Below are 26,015 nucleotides of genomic sequence, written 5' to 3'. Positions count from 1 at the left end.
GATGCAGCCCGCCGAACGGCCGCGCCCGGTGCCCGCCTTCACCTGCCGGTCTGCGTCCTCACACGAATATCGTCGCGAAGCCGGCCTTTGGCGATCTTGCCGCCCGGTGATCGTGGGAGTTCGTCGATTGCAATGAGTCGTTCCGGCAGGATTTCCTTGGAAACGCCCTGGGCCATCAGGTAGTCGACCAGCCCAGCCAGATCGACGGTGTGATGGTCAGCAAGCTCTGCGTAGAGGCATACCTTCTCGCCGAACGTCTGGTCGGGCATCGCGACCGCCGCGGCCACCACGATCGCGGGATGGGTCATGGCGGCAGCTTCGACCTGTGGCGCGCTGATGTTCTTGCCACCGCGAAGGATGAAATCCGATGTGCGGCCGGTGACGGTGAGATATCCATCCGCATCGATCTCGCAAATGTCGCCGATGCGCATCCATCCGTCCCCGGTGAACAATGTGTCGTGGTCGGCAGCGCCCAGGTAGCCGAGGCTGGTCGCCGGACCTCGGCACGCGGGTTGGCCTCGCCCCTCTTCGGTGACATCGCGGTCTCCGTCGAAGAGCCGAACCGCCATTTCCGGCGCAATCCGGCCGGCGGTGCGGAGTCTGCGCTGCCGCGAGTCACCCACCGTGGTCCCGCTCAACAGCCCGGTCTCGTTCGAGCCGTAGAACTGCAGGATCGTGGCGCCGGTGAGTTCCTCGAATTCCGCCGCGGTTCGATATGGCAGCGCCTCACCGCCGGTGAAAACGACACGCAGCGAACTCAGGTCGTAGCCCGCACGACCCGGATCGGCCATCATCATCGTCAATTGTGTACTGACACAGCATAATACCGAGACCCGATGACGGGCTATCGCTTGATAGGCCGCCTCAGTGGCGAAGCGCTGCAGAATTACCGCGGTGGCCCCCAGATAGATCGGGGTGGTATGGCTGGTCCATATCCCGAAGCCGAATGGGGCGGGGATCGCGGGGAGGAATACGTCCTCCGACCGCAGCACGCCGTTGGCGACGGCCTTCTGGTGAAAGTAGTACCAACGGTTTTGGGTGTGCAGGACACACTTGGGCACGCCCGTGGTGCCCGAGGTGGAGTTGATCAGGAAGACGTCGTCGGGCCCGAGCTGGGCCTCCTCCCGCACAACCCCGGGCTTGGCAGTGACGTCCAGGCTCAGGATGCCGCCGTCCGCACTCAGTGCCAGCAATGTCACCGGATATTGAGCGGTGGCGGCCGCTGCTGAACTGCTGCGCTGCTGGTCGCTGATCAGCAGGGTGGGCTGGGCGCTGTGCAGGATCTGGGTGACCTCCTGAATGCCGGCACGCGCGCCGATGCCGACGACCACGGCGCCGCAGCGTTCGACCGCGACGAACAAGACATGGATGGCCGCGGAGTCGCCGTGCCACACCGCGATCCGGTCACCCCGGGCCACCCCGAGGCCGGCCAGCTGCTGCGCGAGCGCGTCTGCCGTGCAATCGAATTCATGCCAGGTGAGCGCGCCGCTGGGATGGTCGATATAGGCGACGCGGCCGGGAATGCGCTCGGCGTTGCGTCGCACCGCATCGGAAAGTGTGGTGTCCGACCACCAGCCGGCCGCTCGGTACCGGGCCGCGTCCTCGGCGCTGAATGCGGGCGACGCCCCGATATCCAGCTCAGCGGCACCCATAATCAGATGATAGGGAGAAAGCCCGTCGTCGCATACCGCGCCGTCATGCCCGGCGGGAGGTGGGGATGCCGACGGCCCTTCGCCGGTTTGCGCTAGTCTCCCTAGGACCGTGGCACTGCAGATTTCGCGGATAATCGAAGTCGTGCAGCGGGAACAGGGCGACTTGTGTCCGTTCTAAACACTCGTTCAAGCGACGTACTGGAGCAAGCGTGACGGAGATGCCCGACGGTATCTCGCTCCGGCAAGCTGGGCCGGCGGACTACGAGAATGTCGCGGAGATGCATTACCCGAGTTGGCGCTCGTCCTACCGGGGAATCATGACTCCGCAAATGCTCGACCTGTTCGATACGCAAAAGTGGATCGACGAGGAATACCCGCAACGGCTCACCAGACCCGGTTGGGCCATGTGGCTCGCCGAGGCGCAGGGCCGAATCATCGGCATGAGCATCTTCGGACCCGAGATCGACAACCCGGACCACCTCGAAGTCGACTCGCTCTATGTCGCGGCCGGAAGTGAGCGTCGCGGTATTGGTGGGCTCCTGCTCGATCATGCGCTCAGCTCGGAGCCCTCCCATGACGCGGTGGTGTGGTGCGCCGAGAGGAACTTCCGAGCGCGCCGCTTCTATCAGAAAAAGGGCTTCCAGCTCGACGGGCGGTCATTCACCTGGACATTGGTGCCGGGCCTCATCGGCATACCCCAGTTGGGGTTTACCCTGCGTCGGGCACCGGCCGAAACGGTCAGCCGCCCCTGAGGCGAATCTTCCAGCGCACGAAGCTGGCGTAGAAAACGCTCAGCGCCACCAGCATTCCGATGTCGAGCCACCATGCGCTGGGAGTGTGGCGCCAGTGTGAATCCTTGGGGGTAACAGGACCGGGCACCAATGTCGTCAGGTCGACTGTGGAGGCTGACGCCGCGAAACCCCATCGTGCCGGCGTGACCCAGGACAGCTGGTCGAGTCCGGGACGTCCCGTCACGGGAATCATGCCGCCCGAGAACACCAGCTGCGACATGACGGCGACCACGAGCAGCGGCATGATCTGTTCATTGGACTTGGCGATGGCCGACAGGGCGAGCCCCAGCATCGCCGAGGCGATGCAGGTCAATGCCACGTCGACGAACAGCTCCAGACCAGGCTTGCCCAACACGACTGCGCCCTGAGTTGGGCCGCCCTTGCCCAGCAAGACGATGACGGTCACGATCGCCGACTGCACGACCGCGAACACGGTGTAGACGCAGACCTTCGCACTGAGATACGCCGTGGTGGACAGCCCGACCGCCTGTTCGCGGCGGAAGATGGCCCGCTCGCCGATGAGGTCGCGAATTGTCAACGCGGTCCCCATGAAGATTGCGCCGACGTTAAGCAGTACGAGGATCGTTCCGGGCTCGTTGGGTGACTCGCCCCGTGGGTTGGGGAACCCGAAGCCGGCTTCGCCGGGCACGGTCATCGATAACGCGCCCATGATGAACGGCAACATCGCCAGGAAGACGAAATATCCTCGGTCGGAGACGATCAACCGGATCTGCCGCCTGGCGATGGTGGAGAACTGCCGGAACAAGCTGGTGTGCGATGGATCTCCCAACTCGGCGGCCCGCTCCACCGGTGGGGCCGGCGGGGGCGGACCAGTATGGGCGAGGTAGCGGGCTTTGGCCGCGTCCGGGTCCTCGGCCACGGTGCTGAAAATGTCGGCCCAGTTCGTGGTCCCCATGGCGGGGCCGATCTGGCTGGGTGGACCACAAAACGCGGTCTTACCGCCGGGTGCCAGCAGCAAGACCTGATCGCACACGTCGAGGTAGGTCAGCGAGTGGGTGACCACGAGCACCACCCGACCGGCGTCGGCCAGCTGCCGCAACATGGTCATGACCTGGCGATCCAGCGCCGGGTCCAGACCAGAGGTTGGTTCATCGAGAATCAGCAGCGACGGACCGGTCAGCAACTCCAACGCTACCGAGGCACGCTTGCGCTGGCCGCCCGACAGCTTGTCGACCCGCGTCTCGATGTGGTCAGACATCTCCAATTCCTCGAGCACCCGGCCAACCACTTGGGCGCGGTCCTCCCTGGTGGTGTCTGGCGGCAACCGCAGTTCAGCGGCATACATCAGCGCCTGTTTGACGGTGAGCTGTCCGTGCACCACGTCGTCCTGGGGCACCATCCCGATCCGGCTACGTAGCGAGGCATATTCGGCGTGGACGTTGTGGCCCTCGAACGTCACCGTGCCGTCCGTCGGGTGCGTATACCCCGCTACCAACCGGGCCAGCGTCGACTTGCCGGCGCCCGACGGACCGATGACGGCGGTGAGCATTCCCGGGCGCGCGATCAACGAGATGTTGTCCAGCAGGATCTTGTCGTTGTCAATGGTCCAGGTCACCCCGCGCACGTCCAAGCCGCCGACCCGCGTTTCCAGCAGGTTCTCTTCGCGCCGGGCCAAGGCGCCGTCGGCGAAGACCAGGTCGATGTTCCCGATGGTGACCACGTCGCCGTCGCGCAACAACGCCGAGTCGATCCGGGCGCCGTTGACGAAGGTGCCGTTGATGCTCCGGTTGTCCCGGATTTCGGTGCCAGCGGGGGTCGGGATCAGAGTCGCGTGATGTCGCGATGCCAGCACCTCGGGAATAACGATGTCATTGTCGCTGGCACGGCCGATCTTTAACGCACCGGGCGGCAACTCCCCCACCGCCGACCTGCTCGGACGCAACATCTTCAGCACCGACGTCGCGATGTTTCCGGTCTCACCGGCGGCGGGGACGCCCGTGGCAGCGGGCGCCGCCCCCGTCGGTGGGCGATAAATCTGCGGCGCCTGTTGAAATGCGCCGGACTGCCGCACCGGTTGCCCGCCGGTCGGGAATCGCGGCTGGGGCCCCGATCCGTGGGTTGCCGGCGGGCCGCTGGGCGGTTGCGCAGGTATCCGCGTCGTCGGCACTGGCTGTTGAGCTTGACCGGGCCGCTGCGGTCCAGGCGGCCGCGGGCCTTCGGCCGGCCCCGACCCGGTGGGCATGTGGGGCAACTGAATCGACGCCGTCGGCGGAGGACGCCCCGCCGAACCCTGGTGACGACCCACCTCGAAGGTGAGCGCTGGACCGTCGGGGTTACCGATATTGACCAGCTGCCCATCGTGGATCTCGACCAACGGCACGCGATAGTTGTTGACAAACAGCCCGTTGAGGCTGCCGTTGTCGATGGCGACCCAGCGGCCCTGGTCGAAACGCAGCAAGAGGTGCACCCGGGAGATCAATGGGTGCGCCACCCGGACGTCCGCCCGTAGGTCACGTCCAACGGCGACATCATGGCCTGCGGCGAACGTGCGCTCCGATCCCTGGTACCGCACGGTCAGCGCGGGCGGGGCGGCTGCTTGGCTCATCGGCACCAACTGTAACGGCACGCGCGCCGACAACAACGGATACCGGCGGCACGGCGTATCCGATGTCGGTCAACGCCGAGCCCATCCCGCGAGAGCCCAGCCAGCCAGTACCCAGGGCCGCCGGCACACACCCTGGCGGTCGCTGTTGCCCGGTCCCGATCAGGCGTCGCGGTGAGTCGGCGCACGCGCCACGCTGGCGCCCCGGAAAGCATCCTGGATGGAACCCTCCACGGAACTATCGGCAACGAAGAGCATCTCGTCTCCGGCCTCAAGGACATCGCCGGGCTGCGGAACGATCACATCGTCGCCGCGAAGCACGGTGACCAAAGCGGTGTTTTCCGGTAGATCCAACTCGCGGACTTGCTGTCCAACGAGTGGATTGTCTTCCGGCAGCGTCAATTTCGTCAGATCCGCCTTGCCCTCTCGAAGCCCCATCAACCGCACGAGGTGGCCCACATCGATAGCACCCTCAATTCCGGCGACCATCGCGCTGGGCGTCGACACCGCCACATCGATCCCCCATGCCTGAGTGAACAGCCACTCGTTGCGAATGTCGTTGATCCGGGCCACCACCCGGGGCACCCCGAACTCGGACTTGGCGAGCAGGCCCACCACCAGATTCGCCTTGTCGTCCCCGGTCGCGGCGATCAAGACGTCGCAGGTCTCCACGCCCGCCTCGTGCAACGAGGTCAGCTCACACGCGTCGGCATTGAGCCAGTCCGCTTCGGGCACCGTGTGCGGCTCAAAGTTGTTCCGCTGTCGTTCGATCAACAAGATCTTGTGGCCGTAGTCCAGCAACTCCTGCGCGACGGAGCGTCCGACATTTCCCGCGCCGGCAATCCCGATGCGCATTCGTCGCCCAGCCACCCAGTCATCTTGTCCTATCCGGGTACCCGGTGCGCGGCCACTTCCCGCTGTATGTCGAGCACTCGGGGCCGTGCTGATTTACTGGCAGCACGCCAATGCGGCGACTTCGGGTACCCGGTGCACGAAGCAGCGACCCCAGCCAAGACCAACTCCGAACGGGAAACGACGTGAGCCTGGAGCAGCTGTATCTGACTCTGCTGATCGGCGGCTTTGTGCTGCTGGCCAGCATTGTCGGTACTCGGGTGGCCACCGGTGTCGGATTTCCCAGCCTGCTGTTCTTCTTGCTGGTCGGCGTCGCGGTCGGCGAAGACGGGCTCGGGTTGAGCTTCGACAATGTGGAACTGGGCAGAAACCTGGGCACGGCGGCGCTGGCCGTGATCCTGATCGAGGGCGGTTTGACGACCAGGTTCGCCGACATCCGCAAAGCGTTGGCACCAGCGGGCGCGCTGGCCACGATCGGGGTGCTCACCAGCACCCTGGTGACCGCGCTCGGCGCGCATTGGTTGCTGGGCATCGACTGGCAACTCGCCCTGCTGCTCGGCGCCATCGTCTCCTCGACCGACGCGGCCGCCGTGTTCTCGGTGCTCCGCGTGATTCCGTTGCCCCGGCGCATCGCGGGAATCCTCGAGGCCGAGTCCGGCTTCAACGATGCGCCGGTGGTGATTCTCGTACTCATGTTCAGCGTGGTGCCCTTCGTATTCACGCCGCAGGCGGCCATCGCCAATGTGCTGTATGAACTTCTCGGCGGCTCCGTCATTGGGTTGACCGTGGGATACCTCGGCGCGTTCGCCCTGCGGCGGATCGCCTTGCCGGCGTCCGGGCTGTACCCGATCGCCACCTTCGGGCTGGGACTGGTCGCCTTCGGCGCCGCGGGCAGCGCCCGTGCCAGCGGATTTATTGCGGCGTATCTGGCCGCGGTGGTGCTGGCCAACTCCGGCCTGCCGCATCGGTCGGCGACCCGATCGTTCGCCGAAGGACTCGGTTGGCTGGCCCAGATCGGACTGTTCGTGCTCCTCGGACTGTTGGTGACCCCGAGCGAACTCGCCGCCGATGTGGCCCCTGCGATCGGTGTCGGCCTCGTCTTGCTGCTGGTATCCCGGCCACTGTCGGTAGTTGCGGCGCTGTCGTGGTTTCGCGTTCGGTGGCGCGATCAGGTCTTTCTGTCGTGGGCGGGGCTGCGCGGTGCGGTGCCCATCGTGTTGGCGACCTTTCCGGTCGTCGCCGGCGTTCCCGGCAGTTCTCAACTGCTCAACATGGTGTTCGTCCTCGTCGTCGTGTTCACCTTGGTGCAGGGCCCCAGCCTCCGCCCGATCGCTCAGCGGCTAGGCCTCATCTCACGTGAAACAACCCGCGAGATCCAAGTCGAAGCTGCGCCGCTCGACATGCTCGACGCGGAACTGCTGACCATGACGGTGCAACCGACGTCCCGACTGCACAACGTCACGATCCTGGAACTGCGGCTACCCGACCCGGCGGTGATCACGCTGATCATCCGCGACGGCCACACCTTCGTGCCTATGCCCGACACTCGAATTGAGACCGGCGACGAATTGCTGATCGTGACCACCAGCAAGACCCGCGACTTGGCCGAGTCGAGACTCCGCGCGGTGAGTAGGCGGGGCAAACTCGCGTATTGGTTCGACGAGTACGGCGCAGCAGACTGATGTCCCCCGGTCCCGCAAAATTAGTACCACACGTCAATAACGTGTGGTACTAGTAAGTGGCAAGAAGTCTCATGATTACCACGAAGTACTAGGCCATTCCGGGAGGTACGTCATGTCGTTTGTGATCGCAATGCCCGAAGCGGTGGGGGTCGCGGCTGCCGATCTTTCTGGTGTGGCCTCGACGCTGGGTTCGGCTAATGCCGCCGCGGCGGCACAGACGACGGCCGTGTTGGCCGCCGGTGCCGATGAAGTGTCGGCGGCAATCGCGGCGCTGTTTTCTGCCCACGGTGAGTCCTATCAGGCGCTCAGCGCCCAGGCGGCGGCGTTTCATGCCCAGTTTGTGCAGGCCCTGACCGCCGGTGGCAACGCGTATGCCGCCGCCGAGGCGGCCAATGCATCGCCCATGGCGGCCGCCCTGGATGTGATCAATGGGCCGACACAGGCGATTTTCGGGCGCCCGCTGATCGGCAATGGCGCCGACGGGGCACCCGGACAGCCCGGTGGCGCCGGGGGGTTGCTGTTCGGCAACGGCGGCAACGGGGGCAACGGCGGGATCGGGCAGGCCGGTGGTGCCGGTGGGGCCGCGGGGTTGATCGGCAACGGCGGCAACGGGGGCATCGGTGGGCCGGGGGCCACCGGCGCGGCCGGCGGTGCCGGCGGTGCGGGCGGGTGGTTGTTCGGCAACGGGGGTCGCGGTGGCATGGGTGGGTTCGGCACCGGCGGGGGCGGTGTCGGTGGGGTCGGCGGTGCGGGTGGGGCCGCTGTGGGGTGGTTCGGCCATGGCGGGACCGGTGGGGCCGGTGGGCCCGGCGATCTCTCTGTGGTCGGGACCGGTGGGGCCGGCGGAGTCGGTGGTGTCGGCGGGTTGGTATATGGCAACGGTGGTGACGGCGGTGCCAATTGGGGTGGCGGCGCCAACGCCGGCGCCGGCGGTGATGCCCGGCTGATCGGCCACGGTGGCAACGGCGGAGCGCTGGGTGCCGACATTGAAGGCGGCGGTAACGGCGGCAATGGGGGCAACGGCGGGTGGCTGTTCGGCCACGGCGGTGACGGCGGCGACGCCACCGGCGGCACTACCGACGTAGCGAGCAGCGGCGGTCGGGGCGGCAACGCGGGGTTGTTCGGCAACGGCGGTGACGGCGGTTGGGGCATCCACGACAGCGACGGTGGCGATGGCGGGTCCGGCGGCACGCTGATCGGCGACGGTGGCCACGGCGGCAACAGCTTCAGCGCCAACAACGCGACCGGCCTGGGAACCGGCGGTAACGGCGGCAACGCCATTGGGCTGATCGGTGACGGTGGCGACGGCGGCATCGGCGCGGCGGGCGTCGACTTCGCAGTCGTCAGTGGCGACGGTGGCAATGGTGGCAACGGCGCCTTCCTGTTCGGCAACGGTGGGGCCGGTGGATCCGGCGGGTCCAACGGGGCCGCAGCCGGCGCCGGTGGTACCGGCGGTACCGCCGGGCTGATCGGCAACGGCGGTGCCGGCGGCGCCGCCGGCACCAGTTTGGCCGGCATACCGGCAACCGGCGGTGCCGGCGGCAGCGCCCAGCTGATCGGCGATGGCGGCGCCGGCGGACTCGGTACGTCCGGTGGTCCCAACGGCGCCACCGGGCAGCGCGGACTGCTGCTCGGGGATCCCCTCGACGTGGTGAATGCGCCCACCCAGGCGCTGTTGGGGCGCCCGCTGATCGGCGACGGCGCCGATGGGGCACCCGGGCAGCCGGGTGGCGCCGGCGGGTTGCTCTACGGCAATGGCGGCCACGGCGGCAACGGTTTGCTCGGCCAGCCCGGCGGGGCCGGTGGGGCCGCGGGGTTGATCGGCAACGGCGGCAACGGTGGCATCGGGGGGCTCGGGTCAGACGCTGCTAATCCCCCTGGCGCCGGCGGTGCCGGCGGTTCCGGCGGCTGGCTGCTGGGCAACGGCGGTAATGGCGGAATCGGCGGGCTCGACAACAACCTCCCGGGTAGGGCCGCTGGCGGGGCCGGCGGGGCCGCGGTGGGGTGGTTCGGCCACGGCGGGGCCGGCGGGGCCGGCGGGGCCAGTCTGCGAAGTCTGATTGGCGGTGGACCCGGTGGGGCCGGCGGTGTCGGCGGGTTGCTGTTTGGCAACGGCGGGGACGGGGGCAGCGCCTTTGCGGGCCAAAGCAGCGGCGGCGACGGCGGTGACGCCCGGCTGATCGGCCACGGCGGCAACGGCGGCTTTCAAGGCCGAGACGGAAGCGTAGGTGTGAATGGCGGTAACGGCGGCAGCGGCGGGTTGCTGTTCGGGGACGGCGGTAACGGCGGTGCGGCCACTCTTGGGGGCCAAGGCGGTGCCGGCGGCAACGCCGGGTTCTTCGGTGACGGCGGTGCCGGCGGCTGGGGCATCCGCGACACCGACGGCGGTGACGGCGGAGCCGGCGGGGCAGTGTCCGGCGATGGCGGTGACGGCGGCAGCTCCGTGCAATCGCGAGGCGTCGGCTTCAGCCGCACCGGCGGCAGCGGCGGCGATTCGGCCGGGCTGTTCGGCAACGGCGGGGCCGGGGGAACCGGTGCGGTCGACGGCGGTGGTGGTGGCGGTGCCGGCGGCGCGGGCGGAGACAGTTTCGGCGTGTTCGGCGCCGGCGGCGCCGGCGGGGCCGGCGGGTCCAGCGATGTCGGCCCCGGCGGCACCGGCGGCACCGGCGGCAACGCCGCGCTGATCGGCAACGGCGGCGCCGGCGGCGCCGCCGGCGTCAGCACCACCGGCGACCCCGCCACCGGCGGCAATGGCGGCAACGCCCAACGGATCGGCAACGGCGGCAACGGCGGGCCGGGCGACTCCGGTGGCCCCGGCGGCACCGGGGGATCCGGCGGATCCCTGTTCGGTCAGAACGGATCCAACGGAGCCTAAAACCCGGGTCATCGGTAGTGGGATCCTTGTCGGCGAAAACTGCGGTGGTGACCAATGCGGTGTCCTTAGCGGTGACCACGTGTCAGCCGACGATGGCCCGCGAATAACAGTCGATCATCAGCGCTTTGAAGTCGCGGTCCAGCAGATCGGGTCCCCGCCGTGCGTCCTCGGCGTGGATCGTGGTGCGATGCCGCCGACCGATCCGGATGTCGGTAACGAGGGCGAGCTTCGCCGCTTCGCCCATCTCGTGCTGACCCCCGATCGTTGAGCACGCCGTCGGGCGCGAATAGCTGCCGAAATGCGCACCCCAGCGTCTGGGATATGTGGTATTTATAGGTTTAAATCAGTCTCATAATTACCACCGTTCTTGCCCGGTTGCTGGAGGTGCGTCATGTCGTTTGTCATCGCGGGACCAGAGATGTTGGCAGCGGCGGCCGCCGATCTTGCTGGTCTGGGCTCGACGCTGGGTTCGGCCAACGCGGCCGCGGCGGCACAGACGTCGGCGGTGCTCGCTGCCGGTGCCGATGAGGTATCGGCGGCCATCGCGGCGCTGTTCTCCGCGCATGGTGAGGCGTATCAGTCTCTGAGTGTGCAGGCGGCGGCGTTTCATGCCCAGTTTGTGCAAGCCTTGACCACCGGCAGCAGCGCGTATGCCGCCGCCGAGGCGGCCAATGCGTCGCCCATGGCGGCCGCCCTGGATGTGATCAATGGGCCTACGCAGGCGATTTTCGGGCGCCCGTTGATTGGTGATGGCGCCGATGGGGCGCCCGGGCAGGCTGGTGGTGCCGGTGGGTTGTTGTTCGGCAACGGCGGCAACGGTGGCAACGGCGGGCTCGGTCAGGCCGGTGGCGCCGGTGGGGCGGCGGGGTTGATCGGTAACGGCGGTAACGGGGGGATCGGCGGGCAGGGGACAACCGGTGCGGCCGGCGGTGCCGGCGGTGCGGGCGGGTGGCTGTTCGGCAACGGGGGTCACGGTGGCATGGGTGGGTTCGGCACCGGCGGGGGCGGCGTCGGTGGGGTCGGCGGCGCGGGCGGTGCCGCTGTGGGGTTGTTCGGCCATGGCGGGACCGGTGGGGCCGGCGGGCCCGGCTTTGTCTCTTCTGCGGGCGGGACCGGTGGGGCCGGCGGAGTCGGCGGTGTCGGCGGGTTGGTGTACGGCAACGGTGGTGACGGTGGTGCCAATTGGGGTGGCGGCGCAGCCGCGGGGTCCGGTGGTGATGCTCGGCTGATCGGCCATGGCGGCAATGGCGGCGCCCTCGGTGCCGACTTTCTAGGCGGCGGTAGCGGCGGCAATGGGGGCAACGGCGGGTGGCTGTTCGGCCACGGCGGTGACGGCGGCGACGCCAGCGCCGGCCTTACGAGCGTAGCGGGGAGTGGTGGTCGCGGCGGTAATGCGGGGTTGTTCGGCAACGGCGGTGACGGCGGTTGGGGCATCATCGGCAGCGACGGTGGCGATGGTGGGTCCGGCGGCACGTTGATCGGCAACGGTGGCCATGGCGGCAACAGCTTCGGCAACCGTGGCACGGGTGGCTTTGGCCTCGTGGGCACCGGCGGTAACGGCGGCAACGCCATCGGGCTGATCGGTGACGGTGGCGACGGCGGCATCGGCGCGATGGGTGTCGGCTTAGGGCCCGGTGGCAATGGTGGTAATGGCGGCAACGGCGCTCTGCTATTCGGCAACGGCGGGGCCGGTGGATCCGGCGGGTCTACCGGGACCTCCCAAACGCCCGGCACCGGTGGTAACGGTGGTACGGCCGCGTTGATCGGCAACGGCGGTGCCGGCGGCGCCGCCGGCATCAGCGGTAGCGGCACAGCGGGTAGCGGCGGTGCCGGCGGCGCCGCCCAGCTGATCGGCGATGGCGGCGCCGGTGGACCCGGCACCTCCGGTGGCCCTAACGGCGCCACCGGGCAGGGCGGATCGCTGCTCGGGGATCCCCTTGATGTGGTGAATGCGCCCACCCAGGCGCTGTTGGGGCGCCCGCTGATCGGCGATGGCGCCGATGGGGCGCCCGGGCAGCCCGGTGGCGCCGGCGGGTTGCTCTACGGCGATGGCGGCAACGGCGGTAACGGTCTGCCCGGCCAGCCCGGCGGGGCCGGTGGGGCCGCGGGGTTGATCGGCAACGGCGGCAACGGCGGCATCGGAGGGCTCAGCCCAGGCCCTCTTACTCTCGCTGGTGCCGGTGGGGCCGGCGGTTCCGGCGGCTGGCTGCTCGGTGACGGCGGTACCGGCGGGATCGGCGGGCTAGGTTTCAACAGCACCGCTACGATCGGCGCCGGCGGTGATGGCGGGGCCGCGCTGGGTTGGTTCGGTCACGGCGGGGCCGGCGGGGTCGGCGGGGGCTTGCTTGCGACTTCGACATTTGCGGGACCTGGGGGGAACGGCGGTGTCGGCGGGTGGATGTTCGGCAACGGCGGCGACGGCGGCAACTCCTTCGGTGTCAACAACATCGGTGGCGGCGACGGCGGTGATGCCCGGCTGATCGGCCGCGGCGGCCACGGCGGCTTTACAGTAGGTAGCCCTGGCGGTAATGGCGGCAACGGCGGGTTGCTGTTCGGCGGCGGTGGTGACGGCGGCGCCGCCAGCGATGGCGGGCAAGGCGGTGCGGGCGGCGACGCCGGGTTCTTCGGCGACGGCGGTGCCGGCGGCTGGGGCATTCTCGACAGCGGCGGCGGTGACGGTGGAATCGGCGGGGCGCTGTCCGGCAATGGCGGTGACGGCGGCAACGCCCTGCAAGCGCGGTCGGGCGGCGGCGCTACCGGCGGTAGGGGCGGTGACAGTCTTGGCCTGTTCGGCAACGGCGGGGACGGCGGAACCGGTGCGGCCCCCGTCAGCGGCGGCGGTAGCGGCGGTGGCGGCGGTAGGGGCGGTGACAGTCTTGGCCTGTTCGGCGACGGCGGCGCCGGCGGAACCGGCGGGGCCGACGGCGGCACCGGCGGTAGGGGCGGTGACAGTATTGGCCTGTTCGGCGACGGCGGCACCGGCGGAGGCGGCGGCGCCTTCGGCGACGGCGGCAACGGCGGCAACGCCGCGCTGATCGGCGACGGCGGGGCCGGCGGGGCCGGCAACAACGGCGGCAACGGCGGCAACGGCGGCAACGCCAATCGGATCGGCAATGGCGGCAACGGCGGGCCCGGCGACCCCGGCGGCACCGGCGGCACCGGCGGATCCCTATTCGGTCAGAACGGATCCAACGGAGCCTAGAACCCTGGCCAACGGCGGGCCCGGCGACTCCGGTGGACCCGGCGGCACCGGGGGATCCGGCGGATCCCTATCTGGCCAAAACGGGTCAAACGGCTCGCCGTGACATGATTGAGCGCATGGCAGTTGCGCAGAAGTTGCCATCAGTCGTCGATGACCGAGCGGTAGTGGATGTGATTCCCGGTATCAACAACGTCGCTGTCGCGGGATCGGTGGCGACCGCGGGCAGCGTCGCCGTCGCCGGATCGGCAGCAACCGCGGGCAGCGTCGCCGTCGCCGGATCGGCAGCAACCGCGGGCAGCGTCGCCGTCGCCGGATCGGCAGCAACCGCGGGCAGCGTCGCCGTCGCCGGATCGGTAGCGACCGCGGGCGGGGTCGGCGTCATCGCGTGCGTGTTGACGGCGCTGTGCGCCGCCGTCAAAGAATGCGTGGCGTGTCTGGCCTGCGTCGCATGTACCCGGTGCGTGGCCTGCGTCGCGTGTGTGCGTTGCACCGACTGTGTGGGGTGTGTCGGCTGCGTGAATTGTTCGGGGCTACGAAACGTCAAGGGCGCGCGGAACCTTCGGGTGGACTGACCGACGCGCCGCCGCGGCCGCAACGAGGAAGCCCCCCAGTGCGGCCCAACCCGCAGTCCCGCCCAGCCCATCCTTGGCCAGCAGTACGAGCGCGACGCCCGCGCCGCAGACCAGGGCGCCCGTAGCGATCGACCACGCCCCCGCGGCCGGGACCGGCGCGTCCCACCACGGCAGCGGACGGTGTTCGAGAGGCAAGAGCAACCGGAACACCAACGCCATCACGGCGGCAAAAACCAGTGCCCGCAGCGCAAGCAGCCCCCAAAACCCCGGCGCATCAACGTGGTATGCGTCCAAGCCGAGGGCGTGCAGCCCGAACGCGGCAACCGCGATCGCAGGGATGTGCCACAGGTAGAGGGTCATCGCTCCCGCGTTGCCCACGGCGACGACCCGCCAGACGCGTGGGCGCGCCGCCCATGTCCGGATCGCGCCGGCGGCCGCCACGAATGCGCACGACATCCAGGTGCACTGCAGCCCGAGCAGCAGCGTCGGCGGCGACACATTGGACAGTCGCTCGGCGCCGGTGACGACGAGAGAGACCTCGTACGGCCCGGCGATGGCGAGCAGGATCTGCGCGGTGAGCGCGGTTGCCGCTGCGGCCAGCGCTAGGCGTGGATTGATCAGTCGACGGGCATACGCGACGCCGATCGTCATCGGGATCAGCCACACGATGATGACGTTGGTGATGCCGGCTACGGGCGTGCCGAGGGCAAGACGCATTCCGTCGGCGGCGGCAGCGGCTCCGAGCAGGCAAGCGGCCGTGACCGCGACCGCACGGCCCGTCCGTAGCCGCGTCAATGCCGGCACAAAGGCGAGTACGACCAGGTAGACACCGAGAAACCACAGCAGCGCGACGCACTCTCGCCCGAACGCCGCCGATGAATCCTCGCCGAGAATCACTCGCACCATCAGCGCGGCGATCAGGCATACCGCCAGATACCAGAACACCGGCCGGCATAAGCGCTGCGCCCGGGTGAACAGCCAGCTACCCCACGACCTAGCTGACGGCCCGGTGGCATGCCAACCGTAGGCTCCCGCGGCGCCTCCCGCCAGGAAGAACAACGGCATGACCTGCACGAGCCAGGTCACCGGAGCGAGCAGCGGCAGCGCGCCCAACAGGTTGCCGATGCGCAAACCATGGGCATCTATGGTGGCCAGCAGCAGCGCACAGTGACCGAACATCACGACGACGAGGGCGGCCAGTCGCGCGACATCGACGGCGCGATCACGCCCAGGGGGCGTGTCGTGAGCAACTAGGTGTGGATCGCGCGTGGGCTTGGCACGAGGCATGCATCCAGGATGTTGGCTACGGCAACGCTGCGAATGAGTAGGACTACGCGTTCTTGCCCGCAGCGGCAATTCCGCGGTTGCCCGCGCTTACTTCTGCAGCGTGAACTGGTTCACGTCGATGTAGCCGGCTCGGAACAACTTGGCGCAGCCGGTGAGGTACTTCATGTAGCGCTCGTAGACCTCGTCGGATTGCACCGCGATGGCCTCGTCCTTGTGCGACTCCAACGTCTCGGCCCACACGTCGAGGGTCCGTGCGTAGTGCGGCTGCAGCGACTGGCGGCGGGTCAGCGTGAAGCCCGCTTTCGCTGAGTGGTCCTCCACCATCTCGATCGTCGGCGGCTGACCGCCCGGGAAGATCTCGGTCATGATGAACTTGAAGAAGCGGGCCAGCCACAAGGTCAGCGGCAAGCCCGCGTCGATCATCTGCTGTTTGGTCAAGCCGGTGATCGTGTGCAGCAACATCACCCCGTCGCCGGGCAGGATTTTGTGCGCCAGCGCGAAGAAGTCGTCGTAGCGGTCGTGACGGAAGTGTTCGAACGCACCGATGGACACGATGCGATCGACGGGCTGGTCGAACTGTTCCCAGCCCTGCAGCAACACCCGCCGTTCCCGCGGGCTATCCATCTCGTCGAACGATCTCTGCACATGAGCGGCCTGGTTTTTCGACAACGTCAAGCCGACCACGTTGACGTCGTACTTCTCGATCGCTCGCCGCATGGTGGCGCCCCAACCGCAGCCGACGTCCAGCATCGTCATGCCTGCCTGCAAGCCAAGCTTGCCCAACGCCAGGTCGATCTTGGCGATCTGAGCCTCTTCCAGCGTCATGTCGTCACGTTCGAAATAGGCGCAACTGTAGGTCTGGGTCGGGTCCAAGAACAGCCGGAAGAAGTCGTCGGACAGGTCGTAGTGCGCCTGCACATCGTCGAAGTGCGGCGTGAGCTTGTCTGCCATGAGTTTGTGATGCCTTTCCGGCCCGGAGACGGCCACCAAGGTACCTCCACGAACGGCACTGAGCGTTCCCTAAGCGTGCTCGACGCATGTTATCCGATGCCCGGACACGAGCTTCAGGGGAAGACGTGCCGAGTTCAACGACAGGGGTTCGGTGCCGTCACCCTAGGGTCATCCGATGAGCTCCGTGAGCCAGCTGGGGTCCTGGTAATTCACCGGCTTGGTACCGTCCCACACGAACGGCGTGCCGGAGGCACTGAGCCCGGTCAGCTTGGCATCCGCGTTTGCCGACTTCGTTTGCGCGGTGCTGATGTCATTTCCGGACTTGATGCAGCCGATCGCGGTGGAATTGGCACCCACGGTTTGAGCCAGATGGGCGATCTCGGCATCGGTGCGATCGGACGCCGCCCCCTCTTGAGGCTGAAAGTCGCTGGCGAACAGGGCCGCGTAAAAGTCCATATAGACCTTCGGGTCGTTCTGGGCTGCGACGCAGTAGGTGGCCGCTACCGCGCGTGTCGAGTAGTTCTTGCTGTGCGACTGGTCGTCGAGGAAGCTGAGTAGGTGGTAACGCACCGCCAGCCGCTTGTCGGCCACCGCGGTGTCAATATCGCTGGCATACGACCTGATGAAGCTGCCACAGGGCGGGCAGATGGGTTCGTTGAAGATGTCGATCGTTGTTGGTGCTACCGAGCTACCGACAAACACCCCGTCGTTGAGGACACGCAGCTCAACCGCATCGGCGGGCACGGCCGACGTCGAGGGCGCCGCAGACGGCGCCGACGATTGCCAGGGACGGGCAACAAGGACACCCAGGGTGACGGCGAGTGCCACCACGACGGCAGCGGCAACACCCACCCACAGCCAAGGTTTTCGGCTGACCGGCGCCGCCGACGGGTGCCCCCAATGCGGCGCGCCGGCGCCGCCCACCTGGCCAGTGCCCCACCCGGTAGCGCCACCCCACGGCGCGTGCGTCGGCGTTGGTCCGCTCGGTGGAATCGGCGGCCCGGTTGTCGAGGGCGCCGGCCATGCCGCGCGCTGGCCCCCTACGGGGGTCGAGGGCGTGGGTGGCGCCGGCACATAGCCGTTGGGGGGCTTGCTGGCCGGCGCGGCCGGTAGCTTTGCCACTTGACTGCGCTCCAAAATGTCAGTGGCGCGATCCTGATCCGGCGTGGCCAACGCGGCGTAGGCCGCCGCTGCCAAGTCACCGCAGGTCGGATAGCGGTCGGCGGGATCCTTGGCCATGCCACACGCGATCACGCCATCGAACGCGACCGGAATTGTCTGGCGAGCGGCGCTGGCCCGCGGGATCGGCTGGCTCACGTGAGCACCCATCACGCTGAGCTGATCGCCGCGGTACGGCGGGGAGCCGGTCAACGATTCGTACAACACGCACGCCAACGCGTAAATGTCGGCACGATAGGTCACTTCGGAGTCGCTGAACCGCTCCGGGGCCATGTACTTGATCGTGCCCACGGTGTTGCCGAGCTGAGTGAGCTTCTCGTCCGTGGTGGCGCAGGCGATCCCGAAATCGACGAGATAGGCAAAGTCGTCCGCGCTGACCAGGATGTTCTCCGGCTTTACGTCGCGATGCGTCACGCCCGCGGCGTGCGCGGCGTCCAGGGCCGAGCCGATTTGGCGCAAGATGGCTACCGCGCGCGGCGGGGTCAGCGGTCCGTACCGGCTCAACATGGTCGCGAGGTCCCGGCCGTCGATCAGACGCATGTCGACATAGAGTTGCCCGTCGATCTCCCCGTAGTCGTGAATGGGAACGACGTGGGGTTCCTGCAGCCGCCCGGCGGTGCGGGCCTCGCGCTGCATACGGGCGCGGAAGACGGGATCACGCGACAGTGTCTCCGACATCAGCTTCAGCGCGACGACCCGCTCGCGCACGGTGTCTTCGGCCTCATAGACGTCGCCCATGCCGCCGCGACCCACCAGCCGCCGCAACCGGTACGGCCCGAACTGCGAACCCGCCCGCGAATCCGCGGTCTCACCCATCGCCCGACTCCTCACCCCGCCAAACCGCGTGCAGCAAACCGGCGCGCAGCGCCTTCGCACCTTCGGCCAAAGCCTGCAACCGGAGACCAGCCACGGTGGCGTGCCAGGCATAAGGCTAATGGCTGGGACAAATGCGGGCGCGGTGACCGGGGTGTCGAATCCTATTCGGTCTCGACCCGCACGTCGGTCAGCTGGATCGACACCAGCGTCGGGAAGGGCAGCGACCGGTTGCCTGGGCCGATCGGGTGGACCCAGCGACGAGTTGGGAACACCAAGCCGCCCGCGGAAATCGGGTCCACGCAATAGTGCGCGGCCCGTGCCCAGCGTCCGACCACCTCGGGTGCGTAGTCGTGGCGGCGCAGGAAACCACTGCCGTCAAAGTAGAAGCTTTGACGCGGCGAGTGGGTGTCCAGGGCCCAAGGGAAGCTGACATTCAAGCGCCGCCACGTCTCCTCCCCCTCGCGCCACGTCTGTCCCTCTTCGACCGCGACACCCTCGCGTGTCAGAAGGTATGGCGTCGTGAGGTAGTTCCACATGGCATAGCCGGCAAAGTAGACGGAATCCAATGGGTCCCATCGGAGGTTCCGGCGCAGGCCGGAGCGACCGAAGAACGCGGCGCGTGGGTTTGCCCGAGAGCTGATGACCGGCCCGTCGTGACTCTCGATGCGGACCTGCCCGTTCTCGAAGACCCCCCGCTGACCGTCACGTGGGAACGGGTCCAGGACTGTGCGGGCCTGTCGAACGTGCACCGTGATGCGGTAGTCGGCGAGGCGGTTGCCCGGCACCCGCGTTCGCAGGAGCAGCCCGCCCGTGCGCACCCGCGCGTGAATCGTATCGGCGCGCCGCCACTGCGCCAGCCCTCCGTGAGCGTCTAACACCTCGTCGAGCAGGGTGCTCATGGCTCAGGGCTCCCTGGGCAGAAGCTGGTCGGTACTCACTGAAGCAATTGAACACCATCGTCGTGCCTAATTCCCCGGCCGGACGGACGCTGCTGCGACGTGGCATGCAAGCTAGATCGGGCTCGGTAGGCACGGGGAGGTGGCGAGCCAGAATATTCCGGTAGAAACCAGCAACGACAAGCAACCCAGCGCCAGCCCGGCAACTGCCGATATCCGCCCGAGACCCCACGTCCAACGAGGCCCGGTCAACCCGATCCAGCCGATCACGGCGGCAGCACCTCCCGCGATGACGCCGATCCCGGCCGCTACCGCCGGGGCATCGATGTGGCTCGCCTGGGTAAGGCATTCCGACGCTGTCAGATCTCTCGCGGCCGCCAAGCCGATTCCCAGCCCCGTTGCGACCGCCGCGATGACCGCCAAGACAAGCGACGCGATGCCAACCCGGGTGCGCCGCGGGCCGGACGCGACCAGATTTTCTGGGTCGTGCGCGTTCGCAGGCCCCTTGTTCGGTGGCGACCCACTGTTCATGGGGAAAGAATAGGCCTTGTGTAAGAGGCACACGGCAGACGCGGGGACCGGCGTCGCTGCGCGGTATTTGCCGACAACACACGCGCTTGCGAGGTGCTCGACACATGCTGACGTCGGCCGCGTGGCCTAGCGGGTGGGCAGCGGCGACTGCGTCTGTGTTGCGGCCGCCAGCGTTCGGTACTCGTCAACGTCGCCGGCGCCGGTTATCGCAATCTGAACCGGTGCGCTCGGACCGGCCAGCCGCGTGGTCCACACCGGCTCTTCGTGGGCCTCCCCCGTATAGACCTCCCACGTGACGCCCTCGACGTCCCGCTCGCCAGCCCGGCCGAGCGCTGTTTCGAGGGATACCGCTGTGTCCAGATAGTCGATGAGGGATCTCACGTCGGCATTGCTCTGGGCGAGTCTCATGCGCATTTCTCCAGGAGCCAGGTAGTCAATGATCGATACGACAGCTGGTTCGAACCCGCGGCCAGGCGGCCCGATAGTGCGGCCCCAGCGGAGGGTCTCGCGGCGTGCGGCGGTGGTGTGCCAATCTTCGGGCAGTTGTGGCAGCCGCAGCGGGATGCCCAACTCGGCGGCATCGTCCCGGAGGGCAGCAGCGACGTCAACACTCGGCGGCGCACTGGTGTGCTGGCCCAGCTGGACCGAGCACCCGCTGAATACCGCCCCGACGATGCATGCCAGGGCCAGCGGCGCGATCGACACGATCACACGGCGGCGGCGCCGCAACAGTCGCAGTCTTTCATCTCGCTGCTTCGAGGACATTCCCCCGTTCTCGCTCAACCGCCGTCACCGGCGTCCGCGATACAGCAGGCCAAGCAGCCGGCCCAAGAGGCGGGTTCGCCTGGCTCGATAAGGGTGCATATGGATGTCGCGATGCGGGTGGAAGCGGGAGATTAGCAGCGCCTGCTGGCGACAGTACTTGCGGATTCCGCCTGGACCGTGGCGATAGCCGACCCCCGAGCCAGGCTTGGCGCCGCCCATCGGCAGTTCCAGCGCGGTGTAGTTGATGATCGCGTCGTTGACGGTGACCACGCCGGCGTTCACCCGCCGCGCGACCGCCTCGGCGCGCGCCAAGTCGCGGGAAAACACCGCCGCGCCCAGCCCATACTGTGAGTCGTTGGCCAGCCGAATGGCCTGTTCGACGTCGTCGACCTTCATGATCGGCAGTGTCGGACCGAAGGTCTCTTCCTGCATGCAGGCCATGTCATGGTCGACGTCGACGAGGACCGTGGGTTCGAACCAATACCCGGTGGAGCGCCCGCGGTGTCCCCCGGTGAGCACCTTCGCTCCGCGGTCGCGCGCCTCGGCGACGTGGCGCTCCACCGTCTCGACTTGCGGCGGGAACGTGAGCGATCCGACGTCGATGCTGCCCGGTCCGGCGGGCACCCCTTGGCGGATCGCGTTGACCTTCTCGGTGACGCGCGTAACGAACTCGTCGTAGATCGGGGCCTCCACGTAGCAGCGTTCGATCGAGATACAGGTTTGGCCGCAGTTGAACATCGCGTAGTAGGCAGCATGGTTCGCCGCGCGCTCGATGTTGGCGTCGGCGAGCACGATCATCGGGTCCTTGCCGCCGAGTTCTAGTGACGCGGGTATCAGTCGCTCCGCGGCTCGCACGCCGACCTTGCGCCCCGTGGCCGTTGAACCGGTGAACATGATCATGTCGACCTCGTCGATGACCGCGGCACCGGTCGCGCCGCGACCGGTGGCTACGGCGAACACATCGTCGGGCAGGCCGCAGGCGGCCAGCCCCTCCGCGAGAAGGATTGACGTCAACGGCGTGACCTCCGAAGGTTTGAGCAGCACGCTGTTGCCGGCCGCGAGTGCGGGGATGCAGTCCCCGAATGAGTTCGTCAGCGGGTAGTTCCACGGGCCGATGACCCCGATGAGGCCCAAGGGCCGGTATCGCAACACCAGCCGTTTGCCCTTGACGAACACCGACGACGTTCGGACCCGTTCGTCGGCGAGGTACTGCGACGCTTTGTCCGCCCAGAACCCGAACGCCGCTGCGCCGTAGGTGAGTTCGGCGATCTGGGCATCCTCGTAGGCTTTCCCCGTTTCCGCACAAATCGTGCCGATCACTCGGTCGGCGTTGTCGATGAGCCATCGCTGCATCCGCCGCAGAATGATTCCGCGACCGTCGAAGCCCATGGCCTCCCAGCCCGGCTGCGCGGCCCGCCCGCTCCGGGCAAGCTCGGCAACTTCGCCAGCGGTCATGTCGGGCACATGCCCAATGACTTCTCCCGTGGCCGGATTCTCGACCGCGATCTGCGTCTGGCCGTCAGCGCGCTTCGCCGTCGGTTCTGTTGCGATGCTGTCCATCTCAGTCTCCTCGGTAACTCGGCGCGGTGTGTGGTGTCGGTTGTGGATTCGGCGTGTCCGCTGCCCGGCGGGATCTCGATGCGCTTTGGTTATTCTGCCTCGCCGGGCATGGTGCTGTCGCCTATGCGGCCAACCTTCGCCACGCCTCACTCCGACGGATTCGGCTGGACCAGAAATTTGCGCATCATGTCGTAGTCCTCGTGGCTAATGATGTGACAATGCCAGACATATGTTCCGACCAGGTCGAAATGAGCGATGAGGCGGGTAACCTGACCGGCCAGGGCCAACGTCGTATCTTTTCTGCCCTGCTCATTGGGCTGCGGAAATACGGGATCCCCTTTCAGACCGTGAAGCTCGAGTTTGGCTCCTTGAAAAGTCCGCTGCGGATCGTGCATGAATTGCTGGGTCCGATGAACGACATCGCCATCAAACTGCTGACGATTAATAACCTCGAACTGCACTTGGTGAAGATGAATCGGGTGCGCCGAATTCGTCGTATTGTAGATCTCCCAGATCTCCGTCGACCCCTGGTCGATGATCTCGGTGATTTCATCTGAATAGAACAGGGAACCGGACTCCATCGAACCCAACAACACCAACGTTCTGTCCATGTCGTCGCGCAGGTTGAACAGCACTAGTTGCCGCACCTTGTGCGGATTGTCCCGGGGAAGCAACTGCCGCGGCTCCCGCAGCATCGCCGCCGGACCGAAGTTGGGAGCCTGCAAATCCCCCGCCGTGTCTGCGTCGCCGATATCGAAGCGCATGATCAAACCGGTTGTCTCGGGATCGGCGATGGTGGCGAGCCCGCCGAGGCCGTTAGTGATTTGCAGATCTCCGCCGGCATTGTAAACCAGTTTCATGAAGTTGTCGGGGTCGGCGGGGTCAACGTAACCGCGGAACGGCAATTCTGGGCCAAGGTTTCTTAGGACCATTTTCTCGCCGGCGTGCGCGCTGAAGTCCACCACGATATCCATCCGCTCAGCCGGCGCAACCACCAACTGCGTCAGCCTAACCGGAGAATTCAAGAATCCGCCGTCTGAGCCGACTTGGAAGAATTCCATTCCGTTATCGAACTCCAGAACATAGCTCCGCGAGACGGACCCGTTCAGAAGACGGAGCCGGTACCTGTTCGGTGGTAAATCCACCTTGGGCCAGGCCATGCCATTGACCAGAATGTGCGTGCCGAAAAACTCATCGAGCACGGTGGGATTCGGCCAATTATCAGCGATCTCTTTCTCGCCGATCGGATCGATCGGTTCACCATGCCGGCCGGGAAGATACAGGTTCCCGCTGTCGTCAAATAAGGCGTCGTGGATGACGATTTCGATCATATGGTCATCGTCGGGCAGGATCGCTTGCTCGATCAGCCGGTCCTCATTCTCGTCTTTGACGAGGTACATGCCGGCCAGGCCCGCGTACACGTTGAGTCGCGTCATGCCCACCGTGTGATCGTGGTACCACAAACCCGCTGCTTCCTGGGTGTTGTCGTAGCGGTAGGTCCGCGTGGTCCACTCTGGCCCGATGGTGTGGTAATCCTGCGTATACCACGCTTCGGGACTCCCGTCGCTTTCCGGATTCGTGTGGCCACCGTGCAAGTGGATGACAAGTGGCTTCTGGGTGATGAACTGGTCCCCTGAATCGCCTGAATCGCCTGAATCGCCTGGATCGCCTGAATCTCCTGAATCGCCAAGGTCCGGAATATGCAGGGTCAGGTCTATGGGCAGAATGTGGGGTTTGTCGGTGGGCAGCTGGTTCTGCCATTCGACCGCAACGGTTTCCCGTGACCGGGCGATGATCGTGGGGCCCGGCGTGGCCACCTGATCCTCATGCGCAAAGCCGTACACCGTGGTCAAGAGCCGGCTACCATCGGGCGCTCGTAGCCCCATCCACTGGCGCGCCTCTGCCATCGACAGGGTGAGGATGGCATCGGGGTCGGGTTGGATTCTCGCTGGCCTGGGTAGTGGATTGCGGAATTTCTCCTGGCTTGCCGGATCCAGCAGGGTGACGGCCCTCGCGTGCTGCTCAGTGCGGGCGCACCCGGCCAGAGCACCGCCAAGATTGAGCCCCAGCAGCGCGCCGGTGGACACCGATGCTCTCAGGAAGGTGCGTCGCGAAGCCATGGGGTCGGCGGTTTCACGGCTCGAGTGGTGTGTCATTGGCGCCTGGCTCTCGCAAACGGGCGGCGAAGACGATCACTTCCTGCCGGGAAGCTTCATCACGGCGCGCACGATGGGCAGCAGCGACTTCTGCCACAGTGTCGGTGACATGCCAAACGGTGGGTCCAGATTGAACACGCGGGCGGTCGCGATGGTTTGTGACTCGGTGTACTTCAGCAGGCCCTCGGCGCCGTGTCGGCGGCCGACGCCCGACAGGCCCATTCCGCCCATCGGGGCGCTGAGGCTGCCCCAGGCGAAGGCGTAACCCTCATCGACGTTCACTGTCCCCGATCGCAACCTGGCGGCGATCTTCTCCCCCGCAGCGGTGGAGCCCGCCCACACGCTGGCGTTGAGCCCGTATTCGGTGTCGTTGGCTTTGTCGACGGCTTCGTCGACATCGGCCACCGGGTAGATCGAAACGAGCGGGCCGAACGTCTCGTTGGCGGCGCACTCCATTTCGTGGGTGACGTCGGTGAGCACGGTCGCTTCGTAGAACAGGGGTCCGATGTCGGGCCGAGCCTTGGCTCCCGCAATCACCCTGGCGCCCTTGGCTGTTGCGTCGTCCACGTGTCCCGAAACAGTTTTCAATTGGCTCGCCGATATCAGGCTACCCATGTCAACCGAGAAGTCGTATTCGGTGCCGAGCTTCATGTTTCGCACGGCTTCGCCGAGCTTGCGGGTGAACTCGTCGGCGATGTCCTTCTCGACGTAGATGCGCTCAATGGAGATGCACAGCTGCCCGGCGTTGGAGAAGCATGCTCGGGTGGCGGCCTTGGCGACTTTGTCGAGGTTGGCGCCGCGCGCGACGATCATTGCGTTCTTGCCGCCGAGTTCGGCCGAAAAGCCAATGAGCCGACGGCCGGCGTGTTCGGCGAGCCGGCTGCCAGTTTCCGACGACCCGGTGAACATGAGGTAGTCGCAGTTGTCGGTGATTGCGGTGCCAACCACCGAGCCCGGACCCGGCACGATCGCGTACAGCGGCCGCGGCAGCCCGGCCCGGTACAGCAGCTCCGCGCAGGCGAGCGCGCAATACGGCGTCTGGCTGTCCGGCTTGAGTACGACCGCATTGCCCGCGAGAAGCGCCGGCACCGAGTCGGACGCCGTGAGCGTCATCGGATAGTTCCACGGCGAAATCACCCCGACCACGCCCTTGGGCTGATACACGACGGTGGTCTTGCCGATCCCGGGCAGGAGCGGCTGCACGGTGCGGGGCTTCAACAGGTCCGCGCAGACGCGGGCATAGTAGTTCGCGTTGGCGATCAGATCGACGATCTCTTCCTGCGCCGCCCATCGGGCTTTGCCCGCCTCGGCCTGCAGCAGATCCATCAGGAACTCGCGGTTCTCGATAACCAGGTCGCGGTAGCGCCGGACGACTTCGGCCCGGTCGGCGACCGGACGCCTCGCCCAGTCGACCTGTGCGGCGCGAGCTTCGGCGAATGCCGCATCCACGTCGGCGGCCGTGCCAACGGGGATCGTGGTCAGGGGCTTGCCGGTGAAGACCTCATCGATCGTTCGGGTCTCCCGTCCAGTGGCATCCTTGATCGCTGCCAGATTGCGCAGGCGATCGAAGACCTCGGCTGAGGGTGCAGGCATGGCTTTACCTCTCGACGAGTGCGGGCGTCTAGGGCACCAGACTATCGCCCTGCCGGGGTCTAGAACCCGGCCGAAGCTGGTCGGCTCATCCG

Annotated in this window: 18 protein-coding genes; 5 read left to right on the top strand and 13 right to left on the bottom strand. The window is 67.1% G+C overall.

Translation table 11 applies throughout. The features are described from left to right. Positions 1 to 38 precede the first annotated feature (38 nt). A complete protein-coding gene (locus tag F6B93_RS10800) occupies positions 39 to 1,652 on the bottom strand; it encodes a class I adenylate-forming enzyme family protein (protein WP_211699091.1) in 1,614 nt (537 codons plus the stop codon). A gap of 218 nt (positions 1,653 to 1,870) precedes the next feature. Between F6B93_RS10800 and F6B93_RS10795 the strand changes: the two genes are divergently transcribed. Next, positions 1,871 to 2,404 carry a GNAT family N-acetyltransferase gene (locus F6B93_RS10795; RefSeq protein ID WP_211699409.1) on the top strand — a complete coding sequence of 178 codons (534 nt, stop codon included), beginning with the start codon at positions 1,871 to 1,873 and terminating at the stop codon, positions 2,402 to 2,404. Here the strand turns inward: F6B93_RS10795 and F6B93_RS10790 are convergent. Then, positions 2,391 to 5,015, bottom strand: coding sequence for an FHA domain-containing protein (locus F6B93_RS10790; protein WP_211699408.1), 2,625 nt, complete (start codon positions 5,013 to 5,015; stop codon positions 2,391 to 2,393). The two genes, F6B93_RS10795 and F6B93_RS10790, sit on opposite strands and share 14 nt — an antisense overlap. Positions 5,016 to 5,168: 153 nt before the next feature. Further along, positions 5,169 to 5,861, bottom strand: a complete 693-nt coding sequence (locus F6B93_RS10785) for a potassium channel family protein (RefSeq protein WP_211699407.1) — start codon at positions 5,859 to 5,861, stop codon at positions 5,169 to 5,171. 182 nt (positions 5,862 to 6,043) lie between these two features. Here F6B93_RS10785 and F6B93_RS10780 point away from each other — a divergent pair, with 182 nt between their 5' ends. Then, positions 6,044 to 7,540, top strand: coding sequence for a potassium/proton antiporter (locus F6B93_RS10780; protein ID WP_211699090.1), 1,497 nt, complete (start codon positions 6,044 to 6,046; stop codon positions 7,538 to 7,540). A gap of 112 nt (positions 7,541 to 7,652) precedes the next feature. Beyond that, complete coding sequence (locus F6B93_RS10775; RefSeq protein ID WP_211699089.1) at positions 7,653 to 10,415, top strand: PE family protein; 2,763 nt, start codon at positions 7,653 to 7,655, stop codon at positions 10,413 to 10,415. Between the two features lie 82 nt (positions 10,416 to 10,497). Here the strand turns inward: F6B93_RS10775 and F6B93_RS10770 are convergent, their stop codons facing one another. After that, positions 10,498 to 10,659, bottom strand: coding sequence for a hypothetical protein (locus tag F6B93_RS10770; protein WP_211699088.1), 162 nt, complete (start codon positions 10,657 to 10,659; stop codon positions 10,498 to 10,500). A gap of 147 nt (positions 10,660 to 10,806) precedes the next feature. Between F6B93_RS10770 and F6B93_RS10765 the strand changes: the two genes are divergently transcribed. Both F6B93_RS10765 and F6B93_RS10760 read left to right on the top strand, forming a co-directional pair. Continuing rightward, positions 10,807 to 13,617, top strand: a complete 2,811-nt coding sequence (locus F6B93_RS10765; RefSeq protein ID WP_211699087.1) for a PE family protein — start codon at positions 10,807 to 10,809, stop codon at positions 13,615 to 13,617. Between the two features lie 116 nt (positions 13,618 to 13,733). Next, positions 13,734 to 14,189, top strand: a complete 456-nt coding sequence (locus tag F6B93_RS10760; RefSeq protein WP_246541068.1) for a hypothetical protein — start codon at positions 13,734 to 13,736, stop codon at positions 14,187 to 14,189. Here the strand turns inward: F6B93_RS10760 and F6B93_RS10755 are convergent. The 9 genes from F6B93_RS10755 to F6B93_RS10715 form a co-directional block, all read right to left on the bottom strand. Next, positions 14,148 to 15,476 carry an acyltransferase family protein gene (locus tag F6B93_RS10755; protein ID WP_211699086.1) on the bottom strand — a complete coding sequence of 443 codons (1,329 nt, stop codon included), beginning with the start codon at positions 15,474 to 15,476 and terminating at the stop codon, positions 14,148 to 14,150. The genes F6B93_RS10760 and F6B93_RS10755 overlap by 42 nt on opposite strands. 87 nt (positions 15,477 to 15,563) lie before the next feature. Further along, positions 15,564 to 16,427 (bottom strand): cyclopropane mycolic acid synthase MmaA2, encoded by an 864-nt coding sequence (mmaA2, locus tag F6B93_RS10750; RefSeq protein ID WP_211699405.1) that lies wholly within the window; start codon positions 16,425 to 16,427, stop codon positions 15,564 to 15,566. 168 nt (positions 16,428 to 16,595) lie between these two features. After that, positions 16,596 to 18,422, bottom strand: a complete 1,827-nt coding sequence (locus F6B93_RS10745) for a serine/threonine protein kinase PknE (protein ID WP_211699085.1) — start codon at positions 18,420 to 18,422, stop codon at positions 16,596 to 16,598. Positions 18,423 to 18,583: 161 nt separating this feature from the next. Continuing rightward, the gene (locus F6B93_RS10740; RefSeq protein WP_211699084.1) at positions 18,584 to 19,321 is read right to left on the bottom strand and encodes a hypothetical protein; all 738 of its coding nucleotides are present in this window, start codon (positions 19,319 to 19,321) and stop codon (positions 18,584 to 18,586) included. A 111-nt stretch (positions 19,322 to 19,432) separates the two neighbouring features. Further along, entirely contained in the window at positions 19,433 to 19,849 is a 417-nt protein-coding gene (locus F6B93_RS10735) for a hypothetical protein (RefSeq protein WP_211699083.1), read from the bottom strand. A gap of 126 nt (positions 19,850 to 19,975) precedes the next feature. Further along, positions 19,976 to 20,614 carry a DUF4245 domain-containing protein gene (locus F6B93_RS10730; protein WP_211699082.1) on the bottom strand — a complete coding sequence of 213 codons (639 nt, stop codon included), beginning with the start codon at positions 20,612 to 20,614 and terminating at the stop codon, positions 19,976 to 19,978. Positions 20,615 to 20,638: 24 nt separating this feature from the next. Continuing rightward, positions 20,639 to 22,174 carry an aldehyde dehydrogenase family protein gene (locus F6B93_RS10725; RefSeq protein ID WP_211699081.1) on the bottom strand — a complete coding sequence of 512 codons (1,536 nt, stop codon included), beginning with the start codon at positions 22,172 to 22,174 and terminating at the stop codon, positions 20,639 to 20,641. Positions 22,175 to 22,320: 146 nt separating this feature from the next. After that, entirely contained in the window at positions 22,321 to 24,261 is a 1,941-nt protein-coding gene (locus F6B93_RS10720) for a multicopper oxidase family protein (RefSeq protein ID WP_211699080.1), read from the bottom strand. Positions 24,262 to 24,366: 105 nt separating this feature from the next. Continuing rightward, entirely contained in the window at positions 24,367 to 25,923 is a 1,557-nt protein-coding gene (locus F6B93_RS10715) for a succinic semialdehyde dehydrogenase (RefSeq protein WP_211699404.1), read from the bottom strand. Positions 25,924 to 26,015 lie beyond the last annotated feature (92 nt).

The organism is Mycobacterium spongiae, assembly GCF_018278905.1.
GTDB lineage: Bacteria > Actinomycetota > Actinomycetes > Mycobacteriales > Mycobacteriaceae > Mycobacterium > Mycobacterium spongiae.
Note: the sequence above shows the minus strand (reverse complement) of the source record. Positions and strands in the feature narration are given on the sequence as shown.